Raw genomic sequence first — 26,482 nt, 5'->3', positions numbered from 1 at the left:
GACGGCGTCAGGCGGTCGCGCGCCTCGTGGCTTCGGCCAGCACGGCGGCCTGCGCCGGCGCGTGCTCCCTGGCTACGCCACGTGCTCGGTCGCGCGGGTCCGCGAGACCGTCTTCGGCCGCCATCGCGGGATCGAATACCCGTACCTGCCGTCGCCCGCCCCGCTTGGCCGCATACATGGCCTGGTCGGCGTGACGCATCAGCGTGGGCAGATCGTCGCCGCCGGGTCCGAGCTCGGCCACGCCGAAGCTTGCGGTGATCCGAAAGGCATAGCCTTTCGAAGCGCCATTGATCGCCATGAAACGTGCCTGCACGTCGTTGGCGACACGGACCGCCGCGGCGGCGTCGAACCCCGGCAGGAACAGCGCGAACTCCTCTCCGCCGAGACGGCCGAATGCGTCGACGCTGCGGCACATCGGCCGCACCGCTTCCGCCACCTGCTGGAGGGCCCAGTCGCCGGCGGCGTGCCCCGACCAGTCGTTCACCTGCTTGAAGTGGTCGAGGTCGAACATGAGCAGCGCTGCAGTCTCGCCGGCGCGCTGGCACTGCACGAGCGCCGCATTCGCGCGCTTGGAGAAGTGCTGCCGGTTGCATATGCCCGTCAGCGCATCGATCTCGGTCATCCGCTTGGGGTGCACCTGCAGACGCTTGGTCTTGTGGGCCCAGTAACCCACCGAGGCCATGCCAGTCCTCGGCTGGGACGTCGGGCTCCACGACTCTCGGGCCCCGACCTGCAAGTCATCCGCCACGCGCACGGAGCACCGCCTCCACGTCCGCCAGCGACAGACCGCGTGCGCGCAGCAGCACGATCAGGTGATACAGCAGGTCGGCGCTTTCGCCGAGCAGTGCCTCGTCGTCCTGTACCACGCCGGCGAGCGCGGTCTCGACGCCTTCTTCGCCCACCTTCTGCGCGATGCGGCGTATGCCGCCGTCGAACAGGCGCGTGGTGTAGCTGCCTTCGGGACGCTCGCGTTCGCGGGTCTCGATCAGCGCGTCGAGTTCGGCGAGCACGCCGGCAGGCGCGGTCGGAAAGCAGCTTGCGCGTTGCAGATGACAGGTGGGGCCGCGCGGCGTCGCCAGCACCAGCAGGGTGTCGGCGTCGCAATCGGTCTCCAGCGAGACGACTTCAAGCACGTGGCCGGACTGCTCGCCCTTGGTCCACAGCCGCCCTTTGCTGCGGCTGTAGAACGTGACCAGCCCCTGCTGAAGGGTGGCGGCATAGGCCGCGCGATCCATGTAACCGAGCATCAGCACGCGCAGCGTGGCAGCGTCCTGCACGATCACCGGCAGCAGGCCGTCGCCCTTGGACCAGTCAAGCGCGTCGATGGTGGGGGCGATGGCCGTCGTGTTGTTCTGCGGATCTTTCATTGGAGCCTGACGTCGATGGCCTGGTCGGCCAGTTCGCGCTTGAGCGCAGGGATGTGGATGCGGCCGCTGTGGAACACGCTCGCCGCAAGCGCGCCGTCGACGTCGGCCTCCAGGAAAGCGGCGGCGAAGTGTCCGGCCTCGCCCGCCCCGCCGGATGCGATCAACGGCACCGGGCAGACCGCGCGTGCCGCCTGCAGCTGGGCGATGTCGTAACCGCTGCGTACGCCGTCGTTGTCCATGCAGTTCAGCACGATCTCACCGGCACCCAGCCGCACCGCCTCGGCGATCCAGTCCAGCGTACGGATGGGCAGCTCGCGCGTGCGGTCCGGATCGCCGGTATGGCTGCGCACGCGCCATTGCCCGTCGGCTTCGCGGATCGAATCGATGCCCACGACCACGCATTGCACGCCGAACGCATCAGCAAGTTCGGAGATCAGTGCAGGACGTTCCAGCGCCGGCGTGTTGACCGAAATCTTGTCGGCGCCCGCATGCAGTACCGCGCGCGCGGTGTCGACATCGCGGATGCCGCCGGCCACGCAGAACGGAATGTCGATCAGGCGCGACACGCGCCCCACCCAGCCGCGGTCGACGGAGCGGCCCTGCGGACTGGCCGAGATGTCGTAGAACACCAGTTCGTCGGCGCCTTCGTCTCGGTAGCGCAGTGCGAGATCAACGATATCGCCCATGTCGACGTGGTCGCGAAACCGCACGCCCTTGACCACGCGACCCTCGCGCACGTCGAGGCAGGGAATGATGCGCCGGCTCAGCATGCCAGTGCCTCGGCCAGGTCCAGCCGGCCTTCCAGCAGGGCGCGGCCGAGCACGATGCCGCCGCAGCCACCGGCCCTTGCCGCGCGCACGTCGGCGAGCTCGCGCACGCCGCCCGAGGCCTGCACATCGAGCGTGGGCGCCAGCGCCTTCAGGTGGGCGTAGAGATCGAGATTGGGACCCGACAGCATGCCGTCGCGGGCGATGTCGGTGCTGAGCAGGTGCCGCAGGCCACCCTGCGCGTAACGCACGGCGAGCACGTCGAGCGTGGCGTCGGCGGTCTCGGTCCAGCCATGCACCGGCAGGCGCCAGACGCCGTCGAGGCCCTGGCGGGTGTCGAGTGCGACGGTGATGCGCCCGGCGCCGAAGGCCTCGATCCACCGGATGACCTGCGCCGGCTCGCGCACCGCCAGCGAGCCGACGACGACGCGCTCGGCGCCGGCATCGAGGATGCGCCGCACGTCGTCCTCGCACCGCACGCCGCCGCCGGTCTGCACGCGCAGGCCGGTGATGCTGGCGATGCGCGCGAGCAGGGGTGCCAGCGTGTAACCGCCTTCGCGCGCGGCATCGAGATCGACCAGGTGCAGCCACTGCGCACCGGCTGCGGCATAGGCCTCGATCTGCGCCAGCGGATCGTCGCCGTAGCGGGTTTCCTGCGCGTAGTCGCCCTGCGCCAGACGCACGACACGACCGTCGCGGATGTCGATCGCGGGATAGACGGTGAACGACGACATGCCTCAGGCCTCGAACGCAGGAGAAAGGAAGTTGCGCAGCACGCGCGCGCCGATGCCGGCCGAGCGCTCGGGATGGAACTGGGTGCCGGCGATATGGCCGCGTCGCACGACGGCGGCAAAGGCCTGGCCGTGGTCGCCGGCCATGACGCAGTCGTCGGTCACCGGCGCGGCATAGCTGTGGACGAAATACGCCTGTTCGCCATCGATACCTTCGATGAGGGGATCTGCGCGTAGCGCGCGCAGCGTGCTCCAGCCCATGTGCGGTACCCGCAAGCCGGGGCCGCCAGCGAGTCGCGACACCCGTCCAGGGAGCACGCCGAGACCGGCCACCTCACCCTCTTCGGAAGCATCGAACAACAGCTGCATGCCGACGCAGATGCCGAGCAAGGGCCGCTCGAGCGTACGCAACACCTCGACGAGATCCAGCTGCGCAAGCCGCGCCATGACCTGCGCCGCGGTGCCCACCCCGGGCAGGATCACCCGATCGGCGGCGCGGATGCTGGCCGCATCGGTGACCAGGGCCGCGTCGATGTCCAGGCGCTCGAACGCGTAGCGAACCGAGCCGGTATTGGCGCCGCCGGCATCGACGATGACGACGCGCATCACAGTGTCCCCTTGGTACTGGGCAAGGCGTCGCCGCTGCGCCGCACGGCCTGTCCCAGCGCGCGGGCGAAGACCTTGAAGCAGGCTTCCACCTTGTGGTGGTCGTTGTCGCCTTCGACCTTCAGGTTGAGGTTCAGCGCAGCCGAGTCGCAGACCGAGCGGAAGAAATGCTCGACCAGCTCGGTCGGCATGTCCCCTACCCGCTCGCGCACGAAGCTGCCGTCGAACACGAGGTACGGCCGCCCGCCGAAATCGAGCGCCGCGCTCGCCAGCGTTTCGTCCATCGGCAGGGTGAAGCCGTAACGCCCGATACCGCGCTTGTCGCCGAGCGCCTCGCGCAGCGCCTGGCCGAGCGCGATGCCGGTGTCCTCGATCGTGTGGTGTTCGTCGATATGCAGGTCGCCCTCGGCCTGTACGACCAGCGAGATGCCGGCGTGCTTGCCGATCTGGTCGAGCATGTGGTCGAAGAACGGCAGGCCGGTCGATACGCGCGCGTCCGCCGCGGCGTCGAGATCGAGCTCGACCCGGATGCGGGTCTCCTTCGTATTGCGGACGACGGTCGCGCGGCGCGGCGCGTCGCACAGTTCATGCGCGATACCCGCCCAATCCCACTCGCCGCCGAACTGCGCGGTGCGCAGCTTGAAGCCGCGGATGCCGAGGTTGTCGGCGAACTGGATATCGGTATCACGGTCGCCGACCATGGCCGAGTTGTCGAGGTCGATGCCGCGGTCGCGCAGGTAATGCATCACCAGACCCAGGGCAGGCTTGCGCGTCGGCGCGTTGTCGGCCGGCCAGCTGCGGTCGACCAGCACCTCGCGGAACACGATGCCCTGGCTTTCGAAGATGCCGAGCATCAGGTCGTTCGGGCCGTCGAAGCTTGCCTGCGGGTAGCTGTCGGTGCCGAGGCCGTCCTGGTTGGTGACGATGACGAACTCGTAGCCGGCATCGCGCAGGCGCAGCATCGCCGGAATGACGCCGGGCACGAAGCGCAGCTTCTCGTACGCGTCGATCTGGAAATCCGCCGGCTCCTCGATCAGGGTGCCATCGCGATCGACGAACAGGATCTTCTTGCCGCGCGCACTCATGCCGCGATCTCCAGAGCTTGCAGGGCCGAGAGCACGCGCGCGTTCTGCACCGGCGTGCCGAGACTGATGCGCAGCGCGTCGCCCAGTTGCGGCGCCGCGCGCTGGTCGCGCACGACGATGCCGGCCGAGAGCAGCGCGGCGAACGCGCGATCGGCATCGACGAAGCGCACCAGCAGATAGTTGCCGGCCGATGGATACACCCGGCGCACGCCCGGCGTGGTCGCCAGCGCTGCGGCCAGCGCCTCGCGCTCGGCGATCGTTTCGGCGGTCCGCGCCCGGGTCACGCCCAGCGCCGCTGGCGACAGGCCGGCCAGCGCCAGATCGGCGCACGGCGTCGGTACCGGATACGGCGCCTGGCAGCGGCGCAGCACCTTGATCAGATCGGGATGGCCGATCGCGACGCCGATGCGCGCAGCCGCAAGCGCGTGCGCCTTCGACAGCGTGCGCAGCACCACGAGGTTCTCGTGCGCGCCGAGCAGGGTCGCGGCGGAATCGGCGTCGGCGAACTCGACGTAAGCCTCGTCGACGACGACGACCGCGCTCCCCGCCAACGCGACGGCGAGGCTGGCGACCGCGGAAAGCGGCACCAGGCCGCCCGTGGGGTTGGACGGCGAGCAGAGAAAGACGAGCCGGACCGGGCCCGCGAGCGCCGCTGCGCGGACCGCGTCGATATCGACCGCAAATCCGTCTGCGCCATCGACCAGCGGCACTTCGATGAAATCGGCGCCCTGCAGGCGGGCGCTGACGGCATACATGCCGAACACCGGAGGCGTCGCCAGTACCGCATCGCGGCCTGGGACGCACAACGCGCGCACCAGCAGATCGATCGCCTCGTCGCTGCCGCGGCCGATCAGCAGCTGGTCGGTGCCGACGCCGTAGACCTCCGCCAGGCGGGCCTGCAGTTCGGGCGGTTGCGGCGCGGGATAGCGCCGGCACCGGCCGTCGGCATCGCCCGGGTTCGGCAGCGGCGCCTCGTTGGCATTGAGCCAGACCTCGCCTTCAAGCCGCTGGGTGCGGGCCGATGCGTAGCCGGCGAAATCGCGCAGGTCCTCGCGGACCAGATCGAGCACGCCGCTCATGCCGCCGCCTTCGCGAGGCGCAAGGCGACCGCGTTCGCGTGCGCGTCGAGACCTTCGGCGCGCGCCATCGTCACCGCATCCGGACCGATCGCGCGGATGCCCGCGGCACTCGCCGACTGCACGCTGACCGTATTCTGGAAGCTCGCCACGCTGACCCCGCTCCAGGCGCGGGCAGCGCCGCCGGTCGGCAGCACGTGGTTGGTGCCACTGCAGTAATCACCGAGCGCTTCGGGCGTCCAGTCGCCGAGGAACACCGAGCCGGCGACCTCTACGCGATCGAGCCAGTTGCGCGGCGTGCGCAGCGCCAGGATCAGGTGTTCAGGCGCATAGCGGTTGCTGATCTCGAACGCGATCTCGAGCGTTTCCACGCGAAGCAGTCGCGACCGCGCCATCGCCTGGCGGGCGATGTCCGCCCGCGGCAGGGTCGCCAGTTGCGTCGACAGCTCGGCGCGCACCCTCTCCAGCAGGGTGTCGTCGTCGGACAGCAGCAGCACCTGCGAATCCGGGCCGTGTTCGGCCTGCGACAACAGATCGGCGGCGACGAAGGCCGCATCGGCGCCCGCGTCGGCGATTACCAGCACCTCCGAGGGACCGGCAGGCATGTCGATGGCGACCGTGCCCGACTGCGCGACCTGCTGCTTGGCTTCGGTGACGAAGCTGTTGCCCGGCCCGAACAGCTTGTCGCAGGCCGGCACGCGCGCCGTACCGAAGGTCATCGCCGCGATCGCCTGCGCGCCGCCGAGCTTGAACACGCGGTGCACACCGGTGAGCCTCGCAGCGACGAGCACCGCGGGATCAGCGCTGCCATCCGGACGCGGCGGGGTGCAGAGCACCACCTCCCGGCAACCCGCCAGGCGCGCCGGCACGCCGAGCATCAGCGCGGTGGAAGGCAGTGGGGCGGTGCCGGCCGGCACATACAGGCCGACGCGCCGGATCGGCCGCACGATGCGGGCACAGTTGACGCCCTCGGCGGTGTCGACGTTGTAGCCGGTGGTCATGCCGGCCGCATGGAACTGCTCGATGCGGGCGGCGGCGTTGGCCATCGCCTCGCGCAACGCTTCGGGCACCGCCGCTTCGGCGGCGGCGAATTCATCGGCACCCACCTCGAAGTCGTCGAGGGTGACGCGATCGAAGCGTTGGGTCAGCTCGCGCAAGGCGGCATCGCCGCGGGCGCGCACATCGTCGAGCACGTCGGCCACCGCGCTGCGCGTCTGCGCGGCGACGGCCTGCGTGGGCCGGCGCAACAACTCGGTGCGCGCGTCGGCATCGGCGTCGCACCAGTCGATGATCGCCGGAATCGCGGTGTCGATGGCAGTCGTGGAAGTCGGGGCGCTCATGCCAGCATCCGCTCCACCGGGAGCACCATCACGCCGGCAGCGCCGGCCTGCTTCAGCGCCTCGAGGCGCGGCCAGGTCATCTCGCCGTGGCAGAGCACCTGCAACGCCACGCGGTCGCTGCCGTCGACCTGCAGCAGCGTCGGCGCTTCGGCATCGGGCAGCAGCTTGAGCAGCGCGTCCACGCCATCACGGCGCGCCTGGAACATCACCAGCCGGCTGTCGCGCAGCCGCAGTACGCCATCGAGCCGGCGCAGCAACAACGATGCGAGCTCGCCGCGCACGTCGGCAAAAGGCGTGATCGGACCCGCCAGCACGGCCTCGCTGGTCATCAGCGTCACCGCCGGCTTGAGCTGGTTGGCAGTCAGGGTGGCGCCGCTGGACACGAGATCGCAGATGAAGTCGGCCTGGCCGAGGCGCGGCGCGATCTCGACCGAGCCCGACAGGTTGACGATCGTCGCCTGCACGCCCTGGCCATCGAGCCACTGCTGCAGCAGGCCCGGGTAGCTGGTCGCGATACGGCTGCCCTGCAGCTGCGCTGGCCCGGTCCATTCGGTCGATTCGGGAATCGCGATGTCGAGCCTGCAGCCGCCGAAGCCGAGGCCGCGCACGGCCTTCGACACCTGCGGCAGGCCGCGCAGCGCCCGGTCGGCGCCGACTTCATCGAGCACGTTGCGACCGACGATGCCGTAGTCGCAGACGCCATCGGCGAGCAGGCCCGGAATGTCGTCATCGCGGACCAGCAACAGATCGACCGGCAGCGTCTCGCCGTAGCAGAACAGCTTGTCGCGGCTCTCGCGCCAGGACAGGCCACAGGACGCCAGCAGCGCGCGCGCCGGCTCGCTCAGGCGGCCGGACTTCTGGATGGCGATGCGCAGGCGGTCGCGCGTGGCGCCGCCGTTCACAGGACTCATGGGGATGACCTCAGGGGGATTCGTTGGTGCCGGCGACGCGGCGCGCGGCGATCGCATAGCCGCCGGCGCCACGATCGAGGGTGCGTGCGACCCTGCCGACCGTGGTCACGCTGACCGCCGTGCGCTCGTGGATCTCCCGATACGGCACGCCCTGCTGCAGCAGCGGCACCACGCGCCAGCGGTCGACCAGCGCCTCCAGTTCGGCCGGCGTGCACAGGTCATCGAGGAAGCGGGCCACCTCGTCAGCCGTCTCGAGCGCGGCAAAAGCGCGCGCGAGCGACGCAAGCGATGCGCTGGTTTCGTGGTCCGGCAGGGGTTCGGGGCGTTGCTTCACGGGCGCGGATAAACGTATCAATGTAATAACGTGCTATCACGTTACTCCAATTCGGGCCGATGTCAAACCGGCGGCGCCACGCGACACGCAACATGCTTCAATCGCGCGACTGCCCGCGCGAAGGATCGCCATGTACCGAACAGCGCTCGTCCTCAGCCTCGCCCTGCTTCTGGCCGCGCCCGCACGTACTGCCGGAACGGATGCGACACCGCCCTTCACGACTGCCGCGGCACTTGAGCAATGGCTCGCGCACAACGCATCGCCGCTGGACCGGATGCCACCGTACGCACGTGCGCTGTTTCTCGACTCGCTCAGATTCGGACCGCGCGGGTTGCATACCCTGCCGGTGGATATCCTGCTTGCCGAGCTGACCAGCGAGGAAGCGTTGGCAGTCCAACGCCTGCTGCTGGAGGACACTTATCCTTTCCCCGGCCTCGCTCCCGACGAGGCGGTGCGCCTGCGCGCAGCGCGCGCCGATGGCAGCCTTGCGCCACCCACGGATGCGATGGTGTCGGCGTATCGCGACTGGCAGGACGCCTCGCCCGATGCTGTCGACGGCGATACGGCGGTTGCGAACATCGAACAACTGATTGCGAACGAGGTTACATCGGCCTCCACCGGAGGCGAGGATCTGCGTCTGTTGCATCGCGCGGCGATGGGACTTGCGCAGTCGACCGGTCGCGATACGCACGTCGATGCGGCCAGGGTCCTGCATGGGCGACTGCAATCGCACGGACTCGTCACACGCAACGATCACCGCGACATGCAGCACGCCCTGCTCCGCAGCGGCCGCATCGAAGAAGCACGCGCCTTCACCGCGAGTCTGTCCGACTTGGCGCTGCCGCCCGTCCCGCATCTGGACACGTCGTACGCGCTCACCGAAGGCGACGTCGGCATCTGGAAGATCATCGACGACGACGCTGCTGCCCCCACCCTTCAATTGGAAGCGATCGACCTTCGAACCCGCATCGTCGTAGTGTCTTCCCCTGGCTGCGGTTTCAGCAACGCTGCGGCCGCGGCGATTCCGGACGATCCCGAACTCGGCCCGCTGTTCGCGCGGCACGCGACCTGGCTCATGGCGCCGACTGCAATCGCCGAAGCATCCATGCTCCGCGACTGGAACCGCCGCCGGCCCCTTACACCGATCCACATCGCCGTCGACGCCGGTCAGTGGCCCATCTCCTCGTTCGACGCCACTCCGCATTTCCTGGCGTTTCGGGATGGCGCACTGGTCGAGCGTTACGAAGGCTGGCAGCGCGACGGCAGCAGTCGCGACGCGGTGCACGCCATGCTCGTGCGCGCCGGATTGCTGCGTTCCACCGGCGCCGCCCCATCCGCGGGCGACAATCCGCAGGAGACTTCCGGACACCGGTGACCCATGCGCGAACGTCTGCAGGCGCTGCTCGATGCGGGGCGCGACGATGCACTGCTGCGCTTCGGACTGGGCAATGCCTGTCTGCAGGCAGGCGACGTGGACGCGGCGGCGACGCATCTGGCGGCGGCGACGCGGCACGGCCCGGATTACTCGGCGGCGTGGAAGCTGCTCGGCAAGGCGCTGCTGGCGTCGGGGCACGAAGACGAGGCGGAAGCGGCGTGGGGCGCCGGGCTCGATGCGGCGGCGCGGCGCGGCGATGTGCAGTCGTCGAAGGAGATGACGGTGTTCCTGCGGCGGATCGAGCACGGTCGGCAGCCCGCCGCTTGAGCGGGACGAACAACGCCAGAGGACAGCGATGACGGATTTCGCCGCGCTCTACCCATCCTGCGGTTGCGTCCGGCTCAGTCGGCGCGTTTGCGCGCGTGCATCGCCATCCACGCGAGGGCGACACCCGACAACGCACCCACCGACGACATGAACACCCGGGCAGCGAGGAAGTTCGGGTCGTGGATCTTCTGCAGCGCGATGCGCGCATACACCGGCGATTCCAGCCGCACCACGCCCATGTAGAACAGATGCCAGGCGTCGATGCCAGTAGCAATGCCGAGCGCGAGCAGACACCCCCAGCCGATCGCCGGGCCATGTGCCCAGCGGTTGCGCGCGCCGATCCAGTGGAACAGCAGGTAACACAGCGCGCCGACGGCGAGCGCGATCAGCGCCGCTTCCAGGACGCCGAGCCAGCCGAAATGCAGCGACAGGTTCAAGGGGCGCGCCCCTCGCCCACCGGGCTGGAGGTCGGTGCGCGCCAGCGGGGCAATACCCCGAGCAGCGCGCCGTCGGCGACGAGTCTCACTGCGGCGGCAACTTCGCCGTCGAGCGCGCGGTCGCGGTCGAGGAACGGGATGGCCTCGCGCACGATCGCATGCGCCTCGGCGACGACCCCGCCCGGATGGAAGGGCTCGCACGCGGCGAGCTCGGCACGCAGGCCTTCGACCTCGTCGACGAAGGCACCGCGGCCCGGACGATCGGACGCCGGACCGCCCTGCACCTTCGCCGCCAGCGCTTCGGCATCGCCACGCCGCGCGAGATCGCGCGCGGCGTTGATCATGTCCACGCGCAGGTCCAGCGCCTGCGCGGCGGTGTAGATCTCCAGCGCCAGCACCTTGCCCAGATCCTCGGCCATCGACAGCACATGCCGGGTTTCGTTGGTGCCCATCGATACGTGGTCTTCGGCATTCGCGCTGGTCGGGATCGAATAGACACTGGCCGGATGCGCACGCGTGGCCAGATCGTTGACGATCGCTGCCGCCGTGTACTGCACGATCATGTAGCCCGACTCGGTCGCATCCTCGTTGCCGATCAGAAAGCCCGGCAGGCCGTCGTTGGTCGAGGGGTCGACGAGCTTGTTGAGGCGACGCTCGGAAATGGAGGCCAGCACCGGGATCGCCGCCTTGACGTAGCTCATCGCCAGCGCCAGCGGCATGCCGTGGAAATGCCCGGCGGAGAACACCTTCTCCTCGACATGCTCGGCATCGCGGTCGGGGAACACCAGCGGGTTGTCGGTGACCGCGTTGAGCTCGATCTCGAATACGCGCTTCGCCTGCTCCACCGCGTCCCGCACCGCGCCGTGCACCTGCGGGATGCAGCGCAGCGAATAGCTGTCCTGCGGCTGGTGCTTCTTGCCACCACGGAACGGGCGGAAACGCGTGTAGAACTTCTCGCGGCCATGGCGCTGGTCGCTTGGCACCCAGTCCCAGCCGATGTCAAAGCGCAGGGCCTGGGCCTCGGCGGTGTCCCAGCTGGAGGGCAGCCAGGGCCTGAAACGCGGCACCAGGTGATACGGGATGTCGGCCAGCGTGGAACCGGCGAGCAGTTCACGCAGGTGCGCGGCCACTTCGACCTGGCCCGGATGCGGACGCAGCGCGTGCACCTCGGGATCGAACGCGCCCAGGCGCCCGGCGAAGGCGTCGATCGTCATCGCCGCGGCGAGATCGGCGGTATCGAGCAGCGCGTCGAGCTTCTGCAGCGCGAGCACGCCGGTGGCGAGCATCTGCGCGGTGCCGTTGTTGAGCGCCAGGCCTTCCTTGTACGAGAGCGTGACCGGCTCGAGACCGGCGCGCTTCAGCGCTTCGGCGCCCGGCATCCGTTCGTCGTCGACAAAGGCTTCGCCGCCGCCGAGCAGCACGATCGCCAGGTGCGACAGCGGCGCGAGATCGCCGGACGCCCCGACAGACCCCAACGCCGGCACCACCGGCACGATGCCCGAATTGAGCAGTGCGGCCAACGCCTGCAAGGTCTGCACGCGGATGCCCGAATGACCCTTGAGCAGCGTGTTGATGCGGATGCACAGCATCGCGCGCACCACGTCCGCAGGCAGCGGCTCGCCGACGCAGACCGCGTGGGTGACGATCAGGTTGACCTGCAGTTCCTCGTGCAGCGAACGCCCCGAGGGCGTCGCGCCCGGCAGGTCGTCGCGCAGCGGTCGTGCGCCGAGCAGGCGGTCGGCATTGCTGCCGAATCCGGTGGAGACGCCGTAGATCGGTTCCTCGCGGCGCACCTGCTCGGCGAGGAAGTCGGCGGCGCGGGCAACGCCGGCCAGTGCGGTGTCGTCGAGCGCGACCGGCGCGCCGTGCGCGACCATGACCAGTTGCGCGCGCGTCAGCGAGCGGCCGTCGAGGCGGATGGATTTCATTGTGCGTCTCCCTTGCAAGTCACGATTGCCCGCATCCAAGGCGCCGGGCACGTCCCCACCATCGCGTTACCGCGCGCCGACGCCGATGACCGGACGCATCACCATCACGGGCCCGGCCGCGATCACCCGGCAGCGCATCATTGCGGCATCGACCTCGCCTGCTCGCGCTCGACCAGCAACGTCCGCGACAGATCATCGTCCGCGACCTCGAACTGTTCGCCACGGCGCAGGTCCTTGACCGCGACCACGCCCTTCGCGGCCTCGTCCTCGCCGCGGATCACCACGAAGCGGATACCGGCGCGGTCGGCGTACTGCATCTGCTTGGCCAGCTTGCGCGGCTCGAGCTGGGTTTCGACGTTGAGGCCCGCGCCGCGCAGACGCTGCGACAGCGCAAGCGCATGGGGCAACGATGCATCATCGAGCAGCGTGACCAGCACGTCGACCGAGCTGTCGGCGGTCGCAACCAGACCGGCCTCGCGCAGCTGCCAGAACAGACGCGTCAGGCCGATCGAGATGCCGACGCCCGGCAGCTTCGACCTGGTGTAGTGGCTGGCGAGGTTGTCGTAACGGCCGCCCGAGCAGATGGACCCGATCTGCGGATGCGCGTCGAGCACGGTCTCGTAGACCATGCCGGTGTAGTAGTCGAGGCCGCGCGCGATCGACAGGTTCAGCGCGTAGCGTGATTCCGGCACGCCGAGTGCGCGCAGCTGCGCCAGCAGTTCACGCAGTTCATTGCGGCCTTCCTCGAACAGCGCGGTGCCGGCGCCGAGCGCGTCGAGCCTGGCCAGCGCATCCTCGTGGCCGGTCGAGCGCACGCGCGAGAACGCGAGCAGGCGCTCGGCGACCTCGTCCGACAGGCCGAAACCCTCGCCGGTCAGGGTCGCGCGCACTGCGTCCTCGCCCCGCTTGTCGAGCTTGTCGATCTCGCGCAATACGGTCATCTGGCGCGCATCGTCGATGCCCTGCCCTTCGAAGTATCCGCGCAGCAGCTTGCGGTGGTTGAGCTGGATCGTGAACTCGCCGATGTCGAGCGCGGCGAACACCGCGCTGATCACCGCCGGCACCTCGGCGTCGTAGCGTGCGGACAGCGAATCCTTGCCGATGACGTCGATGTCGCACTGGTAGAACTCGCGGAAACGGCCGCGCTGGGCGCGTTCGCCCCGGTAGACGCGCTGCATCTGGTAGCGGCGGAACGGGAATGCGAGATCGTGTTCGTGCTCGGCGACGTAGCGCGCCAGCGGCACGGTCAGATCGAAGCGCAGCGCCAGCTCCGGCAATCCCTCGGCCTGTCCGTTTTCGGATGACTTGGCCAGCGCGCCGGTCGACTGCACGAAGTACACCTGGCGCTCGGTCTCGCCGCCGGACTTGGTCAGCAGCGTCTCCGACAGTTCGAACACCGGCGTTTCGATCGGCAGGAATCCGAAGCCTTCGAACGTGCGCCGGATCGTATCGAGCATGCGCTGGAACGCGATCTGGTCGCGCGGCAACAGTTCCATGACACCGGGCGGGGTCCGGGGCTTGATCATGCGGGGCGCTCTTGTCGTGATGCGGATGGAGGTGGACATTCTAGTCGGTCCCCGGCGCGCGCCGCGGTGGCCTCTGGAACTACGGCGGCGCGCGAGGGCGTGCACGGCCGCCGCTCCGTCCACACCGATTCATGCGTCGTGCAGACGCCCGTCGCGCAACCACAGATGGCGGTCGACGAGGCCCGGCGGCAACGTGCCATGGGTGATCAGCAGCAGGCTGCGCCCGACCAGCAGGTCCGGCAGTTCACGCAGCAGCCCGTCGGCGGTGTCGTGGTCCAGGCCTTCGGTCGGCTCGTCGAGCACGATCAGCGGTGCATCCCGCAGCAGCGCCCGCGCCAGTGCGAGTCGACGGGCCTGGCCGGCCGACATCGTCGCGCCCGACTCGCCGATCCAGGCATCGAGGCCGCCGATACGCTCGGCCCAGGCGCGCAGCCGGACCTGGGCCAGCATCGCCCACATCGCCGCGTCGTCGGCGTGCGGGGCGCCAAAACCGAGGTTGTCGCGGACGCGGCCGGCAAAGACCGGCGCGTTCTGCGGCAACCAGCCGATGCGCGCATACCAGTCCGCCTGGGCCATCGCGCGCAGGTCCACGCCACCCCAGGTCACCCGGCCCGACTGCGCGTCGGCGCTGCGCAGCACCAGCGCGCTGAGCGTGGATTTCCCTGCGCCGCTGTCGCCGCTGATCGCGACGCGCTCGCCCGAGGCGATGGTGAGCGCGAGCCCATCCAGCACCGGCGGTGCCTCGGCCGTCCATGCAAAAGTCACGTCCTCGAACCGCAGCGCGCCGCGCTCCGGTACCGGGACAGGCTCCGGCGGATCGGCAACCGCCGGCGCGGCGCCGGCAACGGCATCGAGCCGGGTGATCGAAGCGCGCGCGGCCCGCAGCGCCTGCCACGCGAGACCGGCGCCGGCCCAGGCCTCGAACAGGCCGATGGCGATGAAGAAGATCGCCGCGGCGTGTGGGGCCGGCAGGCCGGCAGTGGTGACGCCGGTCGCCACGCTCCACAACAAGCCCAGCAGCCCGACCGCAGCGATGCCGCCGTGCAGGACCTGCGCATCGGCCAGCCGGCGGCGGCGCGCGCGCTCGATCCGCGCGACTTCGTCGGCGTCGTCCGCAACCCGCGCCAGCCACGCGGCAGTGGCGTCCAGCGCGGCGAGATCGTTGCGGCCTTCGTAGAGCTCGTGCAGGCGCGCGCGCAGGGCGCCGCGGCGCTGTGCACGCTCGGCTTCCACGGCTTCGCGTCGCCATGCCACACGCGCCGGCACCACCAGGGCCAGCGCGCCCGCGACCAGTGCCAGCCAGACGCCACTGGGTGGGTGCAGCCAGGCCACGACGCCCAGGCCCAGCAGGCCGATCCCGAGCAGTGCCAGCAACGGCCCGGTCGCGCGCAGCAGCAGGCCGTCGACCGCATCGATGTCATCGAGCAGTCGGGCCAGCAGGTCCCCGGTGCGCAGGCGCCCCAGCTGCGCAGGGCTCAGCCTCAGGGCGCGCGCGAAGAACCAGCTGCGCAGATCGCGCGCGATCCGCAGCATGGTGTCGTGGCCGAGCAGCTTTTCCAGATAGCGCGAGACGATTCGCGCCAGGGTCAGCCCGCGGATCCCGGCCGAGGGCGAGAAAAAGTTGAACGATCCCAGCGTGCCGTAAGTCAGCGCGGCCGCAGTCAGAAAGCCGCCGGACAGGCCGAGCAGGCCGATGCCCGCGGCCAGGGTAAGCAGCATCAGCCCGACCGCCAACAGCACGCCACGCCGATGAGCGCGCAGCAGCTCCCGTGTCGATCCGATCCGGGCCAGGTCCTGGTCGTTCATGGCGCGGCCCCGGTCGGCGACGGCACCTGCCAGGACGCACCCGCCCAGGCGACGACGGCATCGCTGTGTGTCGCGACGATGACGGTGCACTCGTCCAGATACGCATCCAGCGCGGCGAGCAGGTCGGCCTCGGTGCCGGGATCCAGGAACGCGGTGGGTTCATCGAGCAGCAGCAGACGGGGACGCCGCAGCAGGGCCCGCGCCAAAGCCACGCGTCGCGCCTCGCCGCCGGACAGCCCGAAGCCGCGCTCGCCGATCAGCGTCGCCAAGCCATCGGGCAGCCGCGCAGCGAACCGCGTCACCTGGGCCACGCGCGCCGCCTCGGCGAGTTCGACGTCGCTCGCATCGGGCGCACCGATGCGGAGGTTGTCGGCGATGCTGCCGTGGAACAGCCAGGGCCGCTGGCTGGCGAGCGCGATGCGCGTGCCTGGCGCGACGTCGATGCGACCGGTCTCCGCTGGCAGCCATCCGGCCAGTGCGTCGAGCAGCGTGCTCTTGCCCGAGCCGCTCGGTCCAACGAGGGCCAGGCGACCGCCGGCGGGGACCTGGAGCGAAACGTCCTGCAATGCCGGCGCGCGCGCGCCGGGGTGACGGAGGACGACATTGGCGACGCTGACCAGCGGTCGAGCTGGGGAACGCGCCTTGGCGCCTTGGTCGCCGGGCGGCTCAGACGCTGGAGAGGCAGACGGCCGGGGTACTGCCTGTCCCTCGGCCGGGTCCGCGTCCATGCGCCGGGACGCGAGCGGTTCCGCATCGATTTCCGGCAGCCCGTCGAATGTGGCCTCGATTTCAGCGACTGCGGCCAGCGCGTTGGCGCGATCGTGGTAGTTCGCCGCGAGCCGCCGCATCGGCGCATAGAACTCGGGCGCCAGCAGCAGGCAGAACAGACCGGTCGACAGGCTCAGCGTTTCGCCCCGCAGGTCCAACATGCCCAGATAGGTGAATCCGAAGTACACCGCGACCAGCGCGACGCTGACCGACGCGAAGAACTCCAGCACTGCCGACGACAGGAAGGCGATGCGCAGCACCCGCATGCTGCGCACGCGAATGGTTTCGGTGGCCTCGCCGACCTGGGCGAGCTCGGCCTCGCCGCGACCATAGACACGGATCAGATCGAGTCCGCGCAGGCGGTCTGTAAAGTGCGCACCGGCGCGGGCGAGCGCGGCGAGCTGGCGGCGGCCGGCGTTTTCAGCGCCCATGCCGATGAGCATCATGAAGAACGGGGCGAGCGGCGCGGTCAGCAACAGCACCAGCCCGACGATCCAGTCGACCGCGAACACCGCGACGAGGATCGCCAACGGCACGGCCATCGTCTCTGCGCGCGCTGTGAGATAGCCGCCGTAATAGCCGGCGGTCGCATCGACATGCCCGGTCGACAGCGCGACCAGTGCGCCGCTGCGTTGACCGCGCAACCACAGCGGACCGCGATCGGCCGCCGCCCGGGCGAGCCCGACCCGCAGCTGCGCGAGCACCGATTCGACTACGTCCGCCTGCAGCCGCTGGCCGATCCAGGTCAGCAGCGGGCGCGCGATCAGGGTCGCGGCGAGCAGGCCCAGCGGCGCGGGTAATGCGGCGAGACCGGCATGGGCGAACAACACCGCATCGAGCGCCCAGGCGATCGCCGCGGCCTGCGGGATCCACAGCCAGCCCGCGAGGACGATGCAGGCGGACGCAGCACGGTGGCGGCCTCGAAACGGTGCGAGCCGAGCGTCGAGCCAGCGGCCGCGCTGACGACGCTGCGCTGCAACGTCCGTGGCGGGCAAGGAGGGGCTCATGCTGGAGAAGTCATCGCGGAATCCGAAAAACGCGGACACCGCAGGCCGGCATCGCAGGGCGTCATTATCGCAGGCCGCCGCGCCGGACGTGGCCCACAGCGCCCGTCTACATCCGGCGCTGATTTTTTCTTTCAGGAAGTGCTTGCCCTCATCCGGGGGGCATCAGTAGAATGCGCGGCTCACCTTCGGGGTGTAGCTCAGTCTGGTAGAGCGCTACGTTCGGGACGTAGAGGTCGCAGGTTCGAATCCTGTCTCCCCGACCAACCGCAGCAATGCGGCAGGTGATATCGAAAACCGGCCCTCGTGCCGGTTTTTTCGTTTTCCGGCCGCGCCCGGTTCGCGGCCTTCGACGGTGTCGTGCCGCGATGACGTTCCGCCCCACCGCGCCGCGCCTGCTGCCTACGCTCGTGCTTGTCGGCATCGCACTGTCCGCGTTCAACCTGCGCACCGCGGTGACGTCACTGACCCCACTGCTCGACGTGCTCGGCTCCGCGTTCGGCTTCGGCGCGGCGACGGCCGGCCTGCTCGGGATGTTGCCGACCGCGGCCTTCGCCGTGTTCGGCGTGGCCACTCCGGCGCTCACCCGCCGCATCGGACTGGAACGCACGGCACTGCTGGCGATGTCGCTGGCCGCAGCGGGGCTGGTGGTGCGATCGCTGGCACAGGACGTGGCCGTGCTGGCTCTGGGGGCGGTGATCGCGCTCGCCGGCATGGGCATCGGCAACGTCGTGCTGCCTCCCTTGGTCAAGCGCTGGTTCCCCGACCGCGTCGGCGCGGTCAGCACGCTCTACATCACCGTGCTGCAGCTCGGCACGATGCTGCCGGCGCTGCTGGCGGTGCCGGTCGCCGATGCGCTGGGCTGGCGCATTTCGATGGGCGCCTGGGCGGTCACGGCGGTCGCCGCGGCCATGCCGTGGCTGTGGATGCTGCTGCACCATCGGGACGCGCTGGCGGCGCCCGCGCCGGTGGCCGGGCCCACCACGACGCCACCGGGCCGGGCCAGCCGCTCACCGATCGCCTGGGGCATGGCATTGATGTTCGGCACGACCTCGCTGATCACCTATGCAATGTTCACCTGGCTGCCGCTGCTGCTGAGCCAGGCCGGCGCATCACCGGCGTTCGGCGGTGCGATGCTGGCCATGTTCGCCGCTTTCGGGCTGATCGGCGCCCTGGCCATGCCCTCGATCGCCGTGCGGATGCGCAATCCCTTCGTCCTGGTGGCCCTGTGCGCCGCCTGTCACGTGGTCGCCTTCACCGGGCTGCTGCTCGCCCCGCTCGCCGCCCCGGTGGTGTGGGTGATGCTGATCGGTCTGGGTACTTGCACCTTCCCGCTCAGCCTGACCCTGATCAACCTGCGCACCCGCTCGCCCGCCGGTTCGGCGGCGCTCTCGGGCTTCATGCAGGGCGTCGGCTATGCCCTCAGCTGCGCGGGGCCACTGCTGTTCGGTGTGCTGCATGCCGCCACCGGTGGCTGGCACTGGCCGTTCGCGATGCTGTACCTGGTGGTCGGCCTGTTGCTGACAGGTGGCTGGCTGGCCTGCCAGCCGCGTGTCCTCGAGGACAGCTGGCACCGCGCTGAGCGCTGAGCGCTGCGGATACGTGGCACCAGCCACGCCCGGCCAGGCCCTTGCAGGGCGTACCTCGTGCAGCGGACACGACTGAATAATAGATTAATTAACAGGATCCACACACGAATCCTTGACGTACGTCACAACAGGATGCGTGCGGTCGGAGCGCAGAGGAGTGCGATTCGACGTCGCCCTCTTCCGGATGCCCCCTTCGTGCCCTTCGCCCTGTTGCGCCATGCGTATCTTCCGCATGTCCTTGCCGCCACCCTGTGCTCGTCGATTCCGCCTGTCCTGGCGGCCGAGGCACCTGCCGCGGCCGATCCGGACAATGCCGCCCCCAGCCCCACGATCGCGCTGCGTGCAGCGCAGGGACGGCTGGCTGCCGACGCCGGCGACAACGACGCCTTCCGTCAGCGGGTCCTCGCCCTGGACGCATTGGGCGCGTCGGCGCTCGCGGCCGAGGCGATGGCGCAGCGTCCGCAACTGTTTGCCGATTTCGAGCGGGAACGCATCCAGGGCGATGCGCTCGCCCGCGCCATCGGCTGGGGGCGCGTAGAGCCCGAAACCCCGGCCGCGCGACTGGCGGAAAGCCAGGCAGCGCTGGCCGCCCTTGAGCGCATGCAGCGCGAGTCTCCGCGCGCCACGACCTGGGAAGCCACCCGCCTGCGTGTGGATGCGCTGTCGGCGTTGAACCACCTGCAGCGGCACGAGGCGGTCGTGGACGGCTACCAGGCACTGCTCGATGACGGTATCGAGGTTCCTGCGTACATCCTCGGCACCGTTGGCGATTCGCTGCTCGCGCTGCGCCGACCGGCCGACGCGATCCCCGTGCTCGAGGCCGCGGTCGCGCACAAGCCGCACGACGTCAACGTCCGCATCCTGCTCGGTTACGCCTTCATCGAGACCGAGCGCTTCGACCGCGCCCTGCCGCTGATGGAGACCCTCGCCGCATCGCAGGCCGCCTGGCCACGCCAGGCCGGCGCTGCCGCGGGGTACCAGAACTGGGACCGCTACAGCGCCGATCTCAACCACGCGCTGGCGCATTCCTATGCCAACGACCATGCGCGCGCCGAGGCGATGCTGCAGCCACTCACCGGCATTGGACCGGCCAATCCGGGGCTGCAGGCCGCATACGGCGCCGTGCAGTCGCGCCGGCTGCGACCGAGCGCGGCGCTGGAACGCTACAGGATGGCACTGACGATGACGCCGGGCGCCCGCGACGCACTCGCCGGCCAGGTCTCTGCGTTGTCCGCGCTCGATCGCATCGGGGAGGCGCGCTCGGCAGTTGCCACGCTGCGGCAGGCGCATCCCGAGGACCCGCGACTGGACCGTGTCGAACGCGATCTCGACCGCCACCGCGGGGTGCAGGCAACCTTGTCGGCGCGCCGTGGTCGCAGCCGCCAGCGCGATGGCGCCGACCCCTTGATCTCGCCGTTCGGCAGTCGCGATGGCGGCTGGGCGCTCGAAGTGCGTTCGCCGCTGATCGACGACCGCTGGCGGGCCGGCGTGTTCGCACACGAGGACTGGGCCGATTTCATCGATGGCCGCGTCCGGCATCGCGCCGCCGGCGTCGGCACCTGGTATCGCCACGACAGGCTCGGTGCATGGGCGACGGTCGGCGCAGCCGGTGGCGCATCGAGCGGCGCGACGTGGACACTCGGCGCAGACTGGCGCTTCAACGATGCCTGGCGCACCGGCGTGGAACTCGCGCGCAACGCTCAGGACACCTCGCTGCAGGCCCGGCGTCTGGGCATTGACGCCGACAGCGCGACGCTTACCGCGTCTTATGTGCCCAGCGACACCTTCGCGCTGCAGGGCCGGCTGTCACGGCTGCGCTACGACGACGGCAACACGCGCGACCAGCTCGGCGTCGGTGCCGCGCAGCGCCTGATGACGCGACCGCACCTGATGGTCGACGGCCTGCTGTCGGTCTATGCCAGCCGGAGCTCGCGCGGCGACACGGTGGGCTACTTCAATCCCGAACGCGACGCGTCGGCGCACCTCGGCCTGCGCCTGGACCACATCACCTGGCGGCGCTACGAGACCGCGTTCCAGCAGCGTATCGAGCTGCTGGCCGGCCCGTACTGGCAGCGTGACGCGGGTACGCACTGGGTGCCGTCGCTGGGCTATCGCCACCTGTGGCGGCGCGATGGACACGAGCTGGAATACGGCGTGGCATGGTCGCGTCCGGTCTATGACGGCCTGCGCGAGCAGCGCGTCGCCTTCGATATCGAACTGCGCTGGGGAGGTGCCCGATGATGTCGTCCGCACGCGGCTGGCTCGCTGCCGGATTGCTGGCGCTGCTGTCGGCCCTGTCACCATCCCGGGCCTCGCTGCTGGTGCTGAGCTATCACGACATCCGCGACGACGTGGCGCCCAAGGGCGATCCCGATCCCTATGCGGTGTCCACGACCAATTTCGCCCAGCACCTGGACTGGCTGCGGGCACACGGCTACCAGGCGGTCAGCGTGCAGGCGGTCATCGATGCGCGGGCCGGACGCGGCACCTTGCCGGACAAGGCCGTGCTGCTGACTTTTGACGATGGCTTGCGCAGCGTCTACACGCATGCATTCCCGTTGCTGCGTGCCTACAACTGGCCCGCGCTGGTCGCCCCAGTGACCAGCTGGGTCGAACTGCCGGCGGACCAGCGGGTGCCCTACGGCCCATCCGATCTGACGACCGAGGACTTCCTCACCTGGGCGCAATTGCGCCAGATGCATGACAGCGGGCTGGTCGAGATCGGGTCGCATAGTCACGACCTGCATCGCGGCGTGCCCGGCAATCCGTTCGGCAACCAGACGCCGGCCGCGGTCACGCGCGTCTGGAGCGAGCGCCACGTCTACGAGAGCGACGCCGCCTGGCGCGCGCGCATAGAAGCCGACCTGCAGACCAGCCGCGCCTTGATCGAACGCAACATCGGCCAGGCACCACGGGTGATCGTGTGGCCTTACGCGGCCTACAACGATCCCGCCAATGGCATCGCCACCGCGCTGGGCATGTCGCTGTCGTTCGATCTCGAAGGCCGCGCGCAGCAAGCCGATCTGGGCCTGCAGGGCGAGGACAGTGCCGACCAGGCGTCCCTGGCCAGCCTCGCGCGCCTGCTGATCCACGGCAACCCCGACGTGCGCGATCTGGCCGGAGAACTGCGCCGCGACCTGTCGCTCGACGGCATGCGCGCGATCCAGGTCGACCTGGACTACGTCTACGACGAAGACCCGGCGCAGCTGGCGCGCAACGTCGATGTGCTGGTGCAGCGCATCCACGACATCGGCCCGAGCCACGTGTGGCTGCAGGCGTTCGCCGACCCCGACGGCGACGGCGCCGCCGAAGCTGTGTACTTCCCGAGCCGGCACATGCCGATGCGCGCCGACCTGTTCAACCGCGTCGCGTGGCAGCTGCGCACGCGTGCCCAGGTGCGTGTCTATGCCTGGATGCCGGTGCTCGGCTTCAAGCTGGCCGACACGGATCTGCAGCGCGAGCTGCAGATCGCAGCGACCGGCGACAACGAGATTCCGCGCCTGGACCCCGGTGATCCGCGGACCCTGGAGATCGTCTCGGATATCTACGCCGAACTCGCGACCAGCAGCCATTTCGACGGTCTGCTGTTCCATGACGATGCCTACCTGCGCGACGATGAGATCCCCGCCTACGGCGATGGCATTCCTGCCGCGCGCACACAGGCCCTGATCGATTTCACGATGAGACTCAGGACCGCGGCCGAGCGCGGGCGGCCGAAGCTCATGACCGCACGCAACCTGTTTGCGCGGCCGGTGCTGGAGCCCGTGTCGGAAGCCTGGTTCGCGCAGCGGCTCGAGCCCTTTCTCGCCGCCTACGACGTCACCGCGCTGATGGCGATGCCCCAGATGGAGAACGCCGGTGGAGCCCACGCCTGGCTGCACACGCTCGCGGCCGCGGTGCTGCGCGTTCCCGGGGGGGCGGAGAGAACGCTGTTCGAGCTGCAGACCGTGGACTGGCGCGGGCCTGCGCCCCTGCCCGGCGCGGCCCTGCGCGCGCAATCGCGGATGCTGCAGGCGCTGGGTGTCCGCCATCTGGGCTACTACCCCGACGACTTCATCGGCGAGCAACCACCGCTCGAGGACGCACGCGACGCGATGTCCGCCCGTGCCTTCCCCTACCTGGAGCGCTGAACATGGATTGGACATCGCTTCCGTGGATCCGCTGGCTGTTCAATTTCGCCTTCTTCTATCCCATGGTCATGGCGTGCTTCTGGATCGTCGGCGGCGTGTACTACTACCTGCGCCGCGAACGGAAAAAGCCGCGGCCGGACGCACCGCCAGCGCTGGCGTCTGCCCCGTTCGCATCCATCCTGGTCCCCTGCTTCAATGAGCAGGACCATGTCGTCGAGACGATCACCGCGCTGTCGGCGCAGATCTACCCTGACTTCGAAATCATCGCGATCGACGACGGCAGCAGTGACCGCACGCCGGAACTGCTCGCTGCACTGGTCGCCGACCATCCGCGGTTGCGCGTGATCCATCTGTCGCAGAACCAGGGCAAGGCCAATGCGCTGCGTATGGGCACGCTCGCGGCGACCTCGGACTATCTGGTCTGCGTCGATTCCGATGCCGTCCTCGATCCGCACGCGGTGCGCTGGATGGTCGGACAGCTCGTCGACGGCCCGCGCGTAGGCGCGGTCACCGGCAACCCCCGTATCCGCAACCGCACCACACTGATGGGGCGCATGCAGATCGGAGAGTTCTCCGCGATCGTCGGCCTGATCAAGCGCGCGCAGCGGACCTACGGCCGGCTGTTCACGATTTCGGGCGTGATCTGCGCGTTCCGGCGAACAGCGCTGCACGACGTCGGATTCTGGTCCGACCGCATGGTCACCGAGGACATCGACATCTCCTGGCGCCTGCAGCTGGCCGGCTGGGATATCCGCTACGAGCCCAATGCGCTGTGCTGGATCCTGATGCCGGAAACCATCCGCGGCCTGTGGGCGCAGCGCCTGCGCTGGGCCTGTGGCGGCGTGGAAGTGCTGCTCAGCCACGGGCGCGACGTACTCGCGTGGAAGAAGCGACGCATGTGGGGGATCCTGCTCGAGTATCTGCTGAGCCTGACCTGGGCCTACGTCATGCTGACGATCATCGTGCTGTGGCTGGTGGGGCAATTCATCCAGCTGCCGCCCGCCATCCACGTCGAATCCATCCTGCCGCGCTGGCATGGTGTGGTGCTCGCCTTCGTCTGCATGCTGCAGTTTGCGACCAGCCTGATCATCGAGCGCCGCTACGAGGACAAGATGGCCCGGCACTTCTACTGGGTCATCTGGTACCCGATCGCGTTCTGGATGCTTGGCATGCTGACCGCTGTCGTCGCCCTTCCCCGCACCCTGCTGCGACGCCGCCAACGCGCGGTATGGACCAGCCCCGACCGAGGCGCCACCGCATGACCCCGCCCATCATCGACCACAGCCCGAGTCGCGGCCCCGGCAAACGCTTTGCATCGGGCGCGCTCACTGCCGCCGCATGGACACTCTATGTATGGCTCTGGGTGCCGCTCATCACCGTGGTGGCGTGGTACGTCGGCGCGCGAACCGCGTACATGCGGCTCTACCTCAACCAGAACGAGGTCGAACCGTTCCTGCTGTTGGCGCTACCGCTGATCGCCGTGGTCTGTGCCGTCCTGCTGATCGGCTGGGCGGAATACAACCGCGCCCGCTTCTCGAAGACCGACCGCCGCCAGCGCCGTGCCAGCATCATCGACGACGACGTACGCCTGGCACTGGGGGCCACGCCGGAACTGGCGGCAAAGCTGCGCGACGGACGGATCATGCGGGTGGTCGTGGACGACGACGCACGAGCGGTGTCGGTACAGACGGACAGCTGATCGAGCGCGCGAAACGCTGCGCGCTGGAACGGACCTGCAGGGGACGCGGCACCCGCCGTGCACCCGCCACGTTCGGACAGTGCTCGCTCAGTGCACGTGCCATGCACGGACGGTGAGATCGCTCGCGCCCTGCAGCACCAGTGGGTCGGTGGCCACGATCGCCTGGGCCTGCGCAAGCGATTCGATGTTGCGCAGCACATAGGCGCCGCCGCTTCCGTCGGCGAAGCCGCCGGCCATGTCCAGCAGGCCGCGGGTCCGCAGGTCTTCGAGGAAGGCCCGGTGCGGTGCGATGACCGCTGCATCGAAGCCGGGCCGGCGCATTGCCATGACGAGATAGCGCACCGTCGTGGTCATGCCAGCGCAGCCCAGCGCGCGCGCAACGTGTCCAGACGCAGGTCGGCCGCGCCGCCCGGTGACGTGCGCGCGGCGAGACTGCCTTCCGGCGTGCGGCCCTGCCCGGCCGTATCGGTGCTGGCCGCGGCGGCCTGGTAGGCCTCGCGGAACGGCACGCCGGCAATCGCAGCCTCGACGGCGACATCGGTGGCGTACATGCCCGAATCGACCGCGGCGCGCAGGCGATCCTCGCGCCATTCCAGGTTCGCCAGCAGCGCCGGCAGCAGTTCCAGGGCGGCCAGGCCGCGACCGAAACCGTGGAAGATCGCGCCCTTGGAACTCTGCAGGTCGCGGTGGTATCCCGACGGCAGCGACAGCAGCTGCTCGATCTCGGTGCGCGCCGCGGCGACGCTGGCATGCGTAGCGCGCATCAGCTCGACGACGTCGGGATTGCGCTTGTTGGGCATGATCGAGCTGCCGGTGGTGTACTGCGCGGGCAGCGCGACGAAACCGTATTCGGCGCTGGTGAACAGCGACAGGTCCCAGGCCAGGCGACGCAGGTCCAGTGTCGCGCTGCCCAGCGCTTCGAGCGCGGCCAGTTCGAACTTGCCGCGCGAGAGCTGGGCATAGACCGGCGAGACCTGCAGGCGCGCGAAGCCGAGCGCGGCGGTCGTGTGGTCACGGTCGAGCGCGAGGTTCACGCCATAGCCCGCGGCGGTGCCGAGCGGATTGCAGTCGATCAGCGCCAGCGTGTCGCGTGCGCGTACCGCATCGTCGATGAAGGCCTCGGCCCAGCCCGACCACCACATGCCGCCCGAGGACAGCACCGCGCGCTGGATGTGGGTGTAGCCGGGGATCGGCAGCGCGCGCTCGGCCTCGGCGCGGTCGAGCGCGACCTTCGCGATCTCGCGCGAGAGTGTCGCCAGCCGCTCCAGCTTTTCCTTCAGCCAAAGGCGCGTGGCGACCAACACCTGGTCGTTGCGGCTGCGGCCGGTGTGGATGCGCCGGCCGGCATCGCCGAGACGTTCGGTCAGGCGCGCCTCGATGGCCGAATGCCCGTCCTCGAAACGCTCGTCGAGTACGAAGGCGCCACTGCGGAAATCCTCGGCCAGCCTGGCCAGTTCGCGCTCGAGGCCAGCGAGTTCATCGGCCGAGAGGATGCCGACGCGCTGCAGGCCCTGCGCATGCGCGGCGCTCGCAGCGATGTCGTGCAGGAAGAACTCGCGGTCGAGGATGACGTCGTCACCGGCGAGGAACGCCTGGATCTTGGTGTCGACGGCGACGCCGGGCTTCTGCCACAGGAGAGTGCTCATGTCGGATTCCGTTTCGGATCCGCAGGCGCG

25 protein-coding genes and 1 tRNA gene are annotated in these 26,482 nt (G+C 69.6%); 8 read left to right on the top strand and 18 right to left on the bottom strand.

The window, feature by feature from the left end; all coding sequences use genetic code 11:
• Positions 1-7: 7 nt before the first annotated feature.
• From EGK76_RS08525 to EGK76_RS08475, 11 genes are all read right to left on the bottom strand, one after another.
• Positions 8-682 carry a GGDEF domain-containing protein gene (locus EGK76_RS08525; protein WP_096297809.1) on the bottom strand — a complete coding sequence of 225 codons (675 nt, stop codon included), beginning with the start codon at positions 680-682 and terminating at the stop codon, positions 8-10.
• A gap of 55 nt (positions 683-737) precedes the next feature.
• Positions 738-1,367: a bifunctional phosphoribosyl-AMP cyclohydrolase/phosphoribosyl-ATP diphosphatase HisIE gene (gene hisIE, locus EGK76_RS08520; protein ID WP_096297807.1), complete on the bottom strand. Its 630-nt coding sequence runs from the start codon at positions 1,365-1,367 to the stop codon at positions 738-740.
• A complete protein-coding gene (hisF, locus tag EGK76_RS08515; RefSeq protein WP_096297805.1) occupies positions 1,364-2,137 on the bottom strand; it encodes an imidazole glycerol phosphate synthase subunit HisF in 774 nt (257 codons plus the stop codon). The genes hisIE and hisF overlap by 4 nt, the downstream gene beginning before the upstream one ends.
• Positions 2,131-2,868: a 1-(5-phosphoribosyl)-5-[(5-phosphoribosylamino)methylideneamino]imidazole-4-carboxamide isomerase gene (hisA, locus tag EGK76_RS08510; RefSeq protein ID WP_123832326.1), complete on the bottom strand. Its 738-nt coding sequence runs from the start codon at positions 2,866-2,868 to the stop codon at positions 2,131-2,133. The genes hisF and hisA overlap by 7 nt, the downstream gene beginning before the upstream one ends.
• Before the next feature lie 3 nt (positions 2,869-2,871).
• Entirely contained in the window at positions 2,872-3,471 is a 600-nt protein-coding gene (gene hisH / locus EGK76_RS08505) for an imidazole glycerol phosphate synthase subunit HisH (protein WP_199730887.1), read from the bottom strand.
• Positions 3,471-4,556 carry a bifunctional histidinol-phosphatase/imidazoleglycerol-phosphate dehydratase HisB gene (gene hisB, locus EGK76_RS08500; protein WP_123832324.1) on the bottom strand — a complete coding sequence of 362 codons (1,086 nt, stop codon included), beginning with the start codon at positions 4,554-4,556 and terminating at the stop codon, positions 3,471-3,473. The genes hisH and hisB overlap by 1 nt, the downstream gene beginning before the upstream one ends.
• Positions 4,553-5,635, bottom strand: coding sequence for a histidinol-phosphate transaminase (gene hisC / locus EGK76_RS08495; protein WP_123832323.1), 1,083 nt, complete (start codon positions 5,633-5,635; stop codon positions 4,553-4,555). Before hisC ends, hisB begins: the two co-directional genes overlap by 4 nt.
• Positions 5,632-6,972, bottom strand: a complete 1,341-nt coding sequence (gene hisD / locus EGK76_RS08490) for a histidinol dehydrogenase (protein ID WP_123832322.1) — start codon at positions 6,970-6,972, stop codon at positions 5,632-5,634. The genes hisC and hisD overlap by 4 nt, the downstream gene beginning before the upstream one ends.
• On the bottom strand, positions 6,969-7,883 hold the full coding sequence (hisG, locus tag EGK76_RS08485) for an ATP phosphoribosyltransferase (protein WP_096297794.1): 915 nt from the start codon (positions 7,881-7,883) through the stop codon (positions 6,969-6,971). The genes hisD and hisG overlap by 4 nt, the downstream gene beginning before the upstream one ends.
• A 10-nt stretch (positions 7,884-7,893) precedes the next feature.
• Positions 7,894-8,196 carry a YerC/YecD family TrpR-related protein gene (locus EGK76_RS08480; RefSeq protein WP_233580237.1) on the bottom strand — a complete coding sequence of 101 codons (303 nt, stop codon included), beginning with the start codon at positions 8,194-8,196 and terminating at the stop codon, positions 7,894-7,896.
• 118 nt (positions 8,197-8,314) lie between these two features.
• Complete coding sequence (locus EGK76_RS08475) at positions 8,315-8,989, bottom strand: hypothetical protein (RefSeq protein ID WP_123832321.1); 675 nt, start codon at positions 8,987-8,989, stop codon at positions 8,315-8,317.
• Between EGK76_RS08475 and EGK76_RS08470 the strand changes: the two genes are divergently transcribed.
• Positions 8,981-9,592: a hypothetical protein gene (locus EGK76_RS08470; RefSeq protein WP_123832320.1), complete on the top strand. Its 612-nt coding sequence runs from the start codon at positions 8,981-8,983 to the stop codon at positions 9,590-9,592. The genes EGK76_RS08475 and EGK76_RS08470 overlap by 9 nt on opposite strands.
• Positions 9,593-9,595: 3 nt before the next feature.
• Positions 9,596-9,919 carry a tetratricopeptide repeat protein gene (locus tag EGK76_RS08465; protein ID WP_096297788.1) on the top strand — a complete coding sequence of 108 codons (324 nt, stop codon included), beginning with the start codon at positions 9,596-9,598 and terminating at the stop codon, positions 9,917-9,919.
• Positions 9,920-9,993: 74 nt separating this feature from the next.
• Here EGK76_RS08465 and EGK76_RS08460 read toward each other — a convergent pair whose 3' ends face one another.
• From EGK76_RS08460 to cydD, 5 genes are all read right to left on the bottom strand, one after another.
• Positions 9,994-10,356 (bottom strand): hypothetical protein, encoded by a 363-nt coding sequence (locus EGK76_RS08460; RefSeq protein WP_096297786.1) that lies wholly within the window; start codon positions 10,354-10,356, stop codon positions 9,994-9,996.
• On the bottom strand, positions 10,353-12,284 hold the full coding sequence (locus EGK76_RS08455; protein WP_123832319.1) for an aromatic amino acid lyase: 1,932 nt from the start codon (positions 12,282-12,284) through the stop codon (positions 10,353-10,355). Before EGK76_RS08455 ends, EGK76_RS08460 begins: the two co-directional genes overlap by 4 nt.
• Before the next feature lie 137 nt (positions 12,285-12,421).
• The gene (hisS, locus tag EGK76_RS08450; protein ID WP_123832318.1) at positions 12,422-13,810 is read right to left on the bottom strand and encodes a histidine--tRNA ligase; all 1,389 of its coding nucleotides are present in this window, start codon (positions 13,808-13,810) and stop codon (positions 12,422-12,424) included.
• Positions 13,811-13,939: 129 nt separating this feature from the next.
• Positions 13,940-15,616: a thiol reductant ABC exporter subunit CydC gene (gene cydC / locus EGK76_RS08445; protein ID WP_123832317.1), complete on the bottom strand. Its 1,677-nt coding sequence runs from the start codon at positions 15,614-15,616 to the stop codon at positions 13,940-13,942.
• The gene (cydD, locus tag EGK76_RS08440) at positions 15,613-17,391 is read right to left on the bottom strand and encodes a thiol reductant ABC exporter subunit CydD (RefSeq protein ID WP_123832316.1); all 1,779 of its coding nucleotides are present in this window, start codon (positions 17,389-17,391) and stop codon (positions 15,613-15,615) included. Before cydD ends, cydC begins: the two co-directional genes overlap by 4 nt.
• A 186-nt stretch (positions 17,392-17,577) precedes the next feature.
• Here cydD and EGK76_RS08435 point away from each other — a divergent pair.
• From EGK76_RS08435 to pgaD, 6 genes are all read left to right on the top strand, one after another.
• Positions 17,578-17,654 (top strand) — tRNA-Pro (locus EGK76_RS08435).
• 102 nt (positions 17,655-17,756) lie between these two features.
• Entirely contained in the window at positions 17,757-18,977 is a 1,221-nt protein-coding gene (locus tag EGK76_RS08430; RefSeq protein WP_123832315.1) for an MFS transporter, read from the top strand.
• 195 nt (positions 18,978-19,172) lie between these two features.
• A complete protein-coding gene (gene pgaA, locus EGK76_RS08425) occupies positions 19,173-21,218 on the top strand; it encodes a poly-beta-1,6 N-acetyl-D-glucosamine export porin PgaA (RefSeq protein WP_158613473.1) in 2,046 nt (681 codons plus the stop codon).
• Entirely contained in the window at positions 21,218-23,107 is a 1,890-nt protein-coding gene (pgaB, locus tag EGK76_RS08420; protein WP_123832313.1) for a poly-beta-1,6-N-acetyl-D-glucosamine N-deacetylase PgaB, read from the top strand. The genes pgaA and pgaB overlap by 1 nt, the downstream gene beginning before the upstream one ends.
• Positions 23,108-23,109: 2 nt before the next feature.
• Positions 23,110-24,369 (top strand): poly-beta-1,6-N-acetyl-D-glucosamine synthase, encoded by a 1,260-nt coding sequence (gene pgaC, locus EGK76_RS08415; protein ID WP_096297774.1) that lies wholly within the window; start codon positions 23,110-23,112, stop codon positions 24,367-24,369.
• The gene (gene pgaD / locus EGK76_RS08410; RefSeq protein WP_158613472.1) at positions 24,366-24,806 is read left to right on the top strand and encodes a poly-beta-1,6-N-acetyl-D-glucosamine biosynthesis protein PgaD; all 441 of its coding nucleotides are present in this window, start codon (positions 24,366-24,368) and stop codon (positions 24,804-24,806) included. The genes pgaC and pgaD overlap by 4 nt, the downstream gene beginning before the upstream one ends.
• Before the next feature lie 87 nt (positions 24,807-24,893).
• On the opposite strand, the gene EGK76_RS08405 is transcribed toward pgaD, so the two are convergent.
• Together EGK76_RS08405 and argH are read right to left on the bottom strand one after the other, a co-directional pair.
• Positions 24,894-25,160, bottom strand: coding sequence for a YciI family protein (locus EGK76_RS08405; protein WP_123832311.1), 267 nt, complete (start codon positions 25,158-25,160; stop codon positions 24,894-24,896).
• On the bottom strand, positions 25,157-26,452 hold the full coding sequence (gene argH, locus EGK76_RS08400) for an argininosuccinate lyase (RefSeq protein WP_123832310.1): 1,296 nt from the start codon (positions 26,450-26,452) through the stop codon (positions 25,157-25,159). Before argH ends, EGK76_RS08405 begins: the two co-directional genes overlap by 4 nt.
• Between the last annotated feature and the right edge of the window lie 30 nt (positions 26,453-26,482).

This window comes from Luteimonas sp. 100069 (assembly GCF_003813845.1).
Taxonomy (GTDB): Bacteria; Pseudomonadota; Gammaproteobacteria; order Xanthomonadales; family Xanthomonadaceae; genus Luteimonas; species Luteimonas chenhongjianii.
This window is presented reverse-complemented; position numbering and strand designations above follow the sequence as displayed.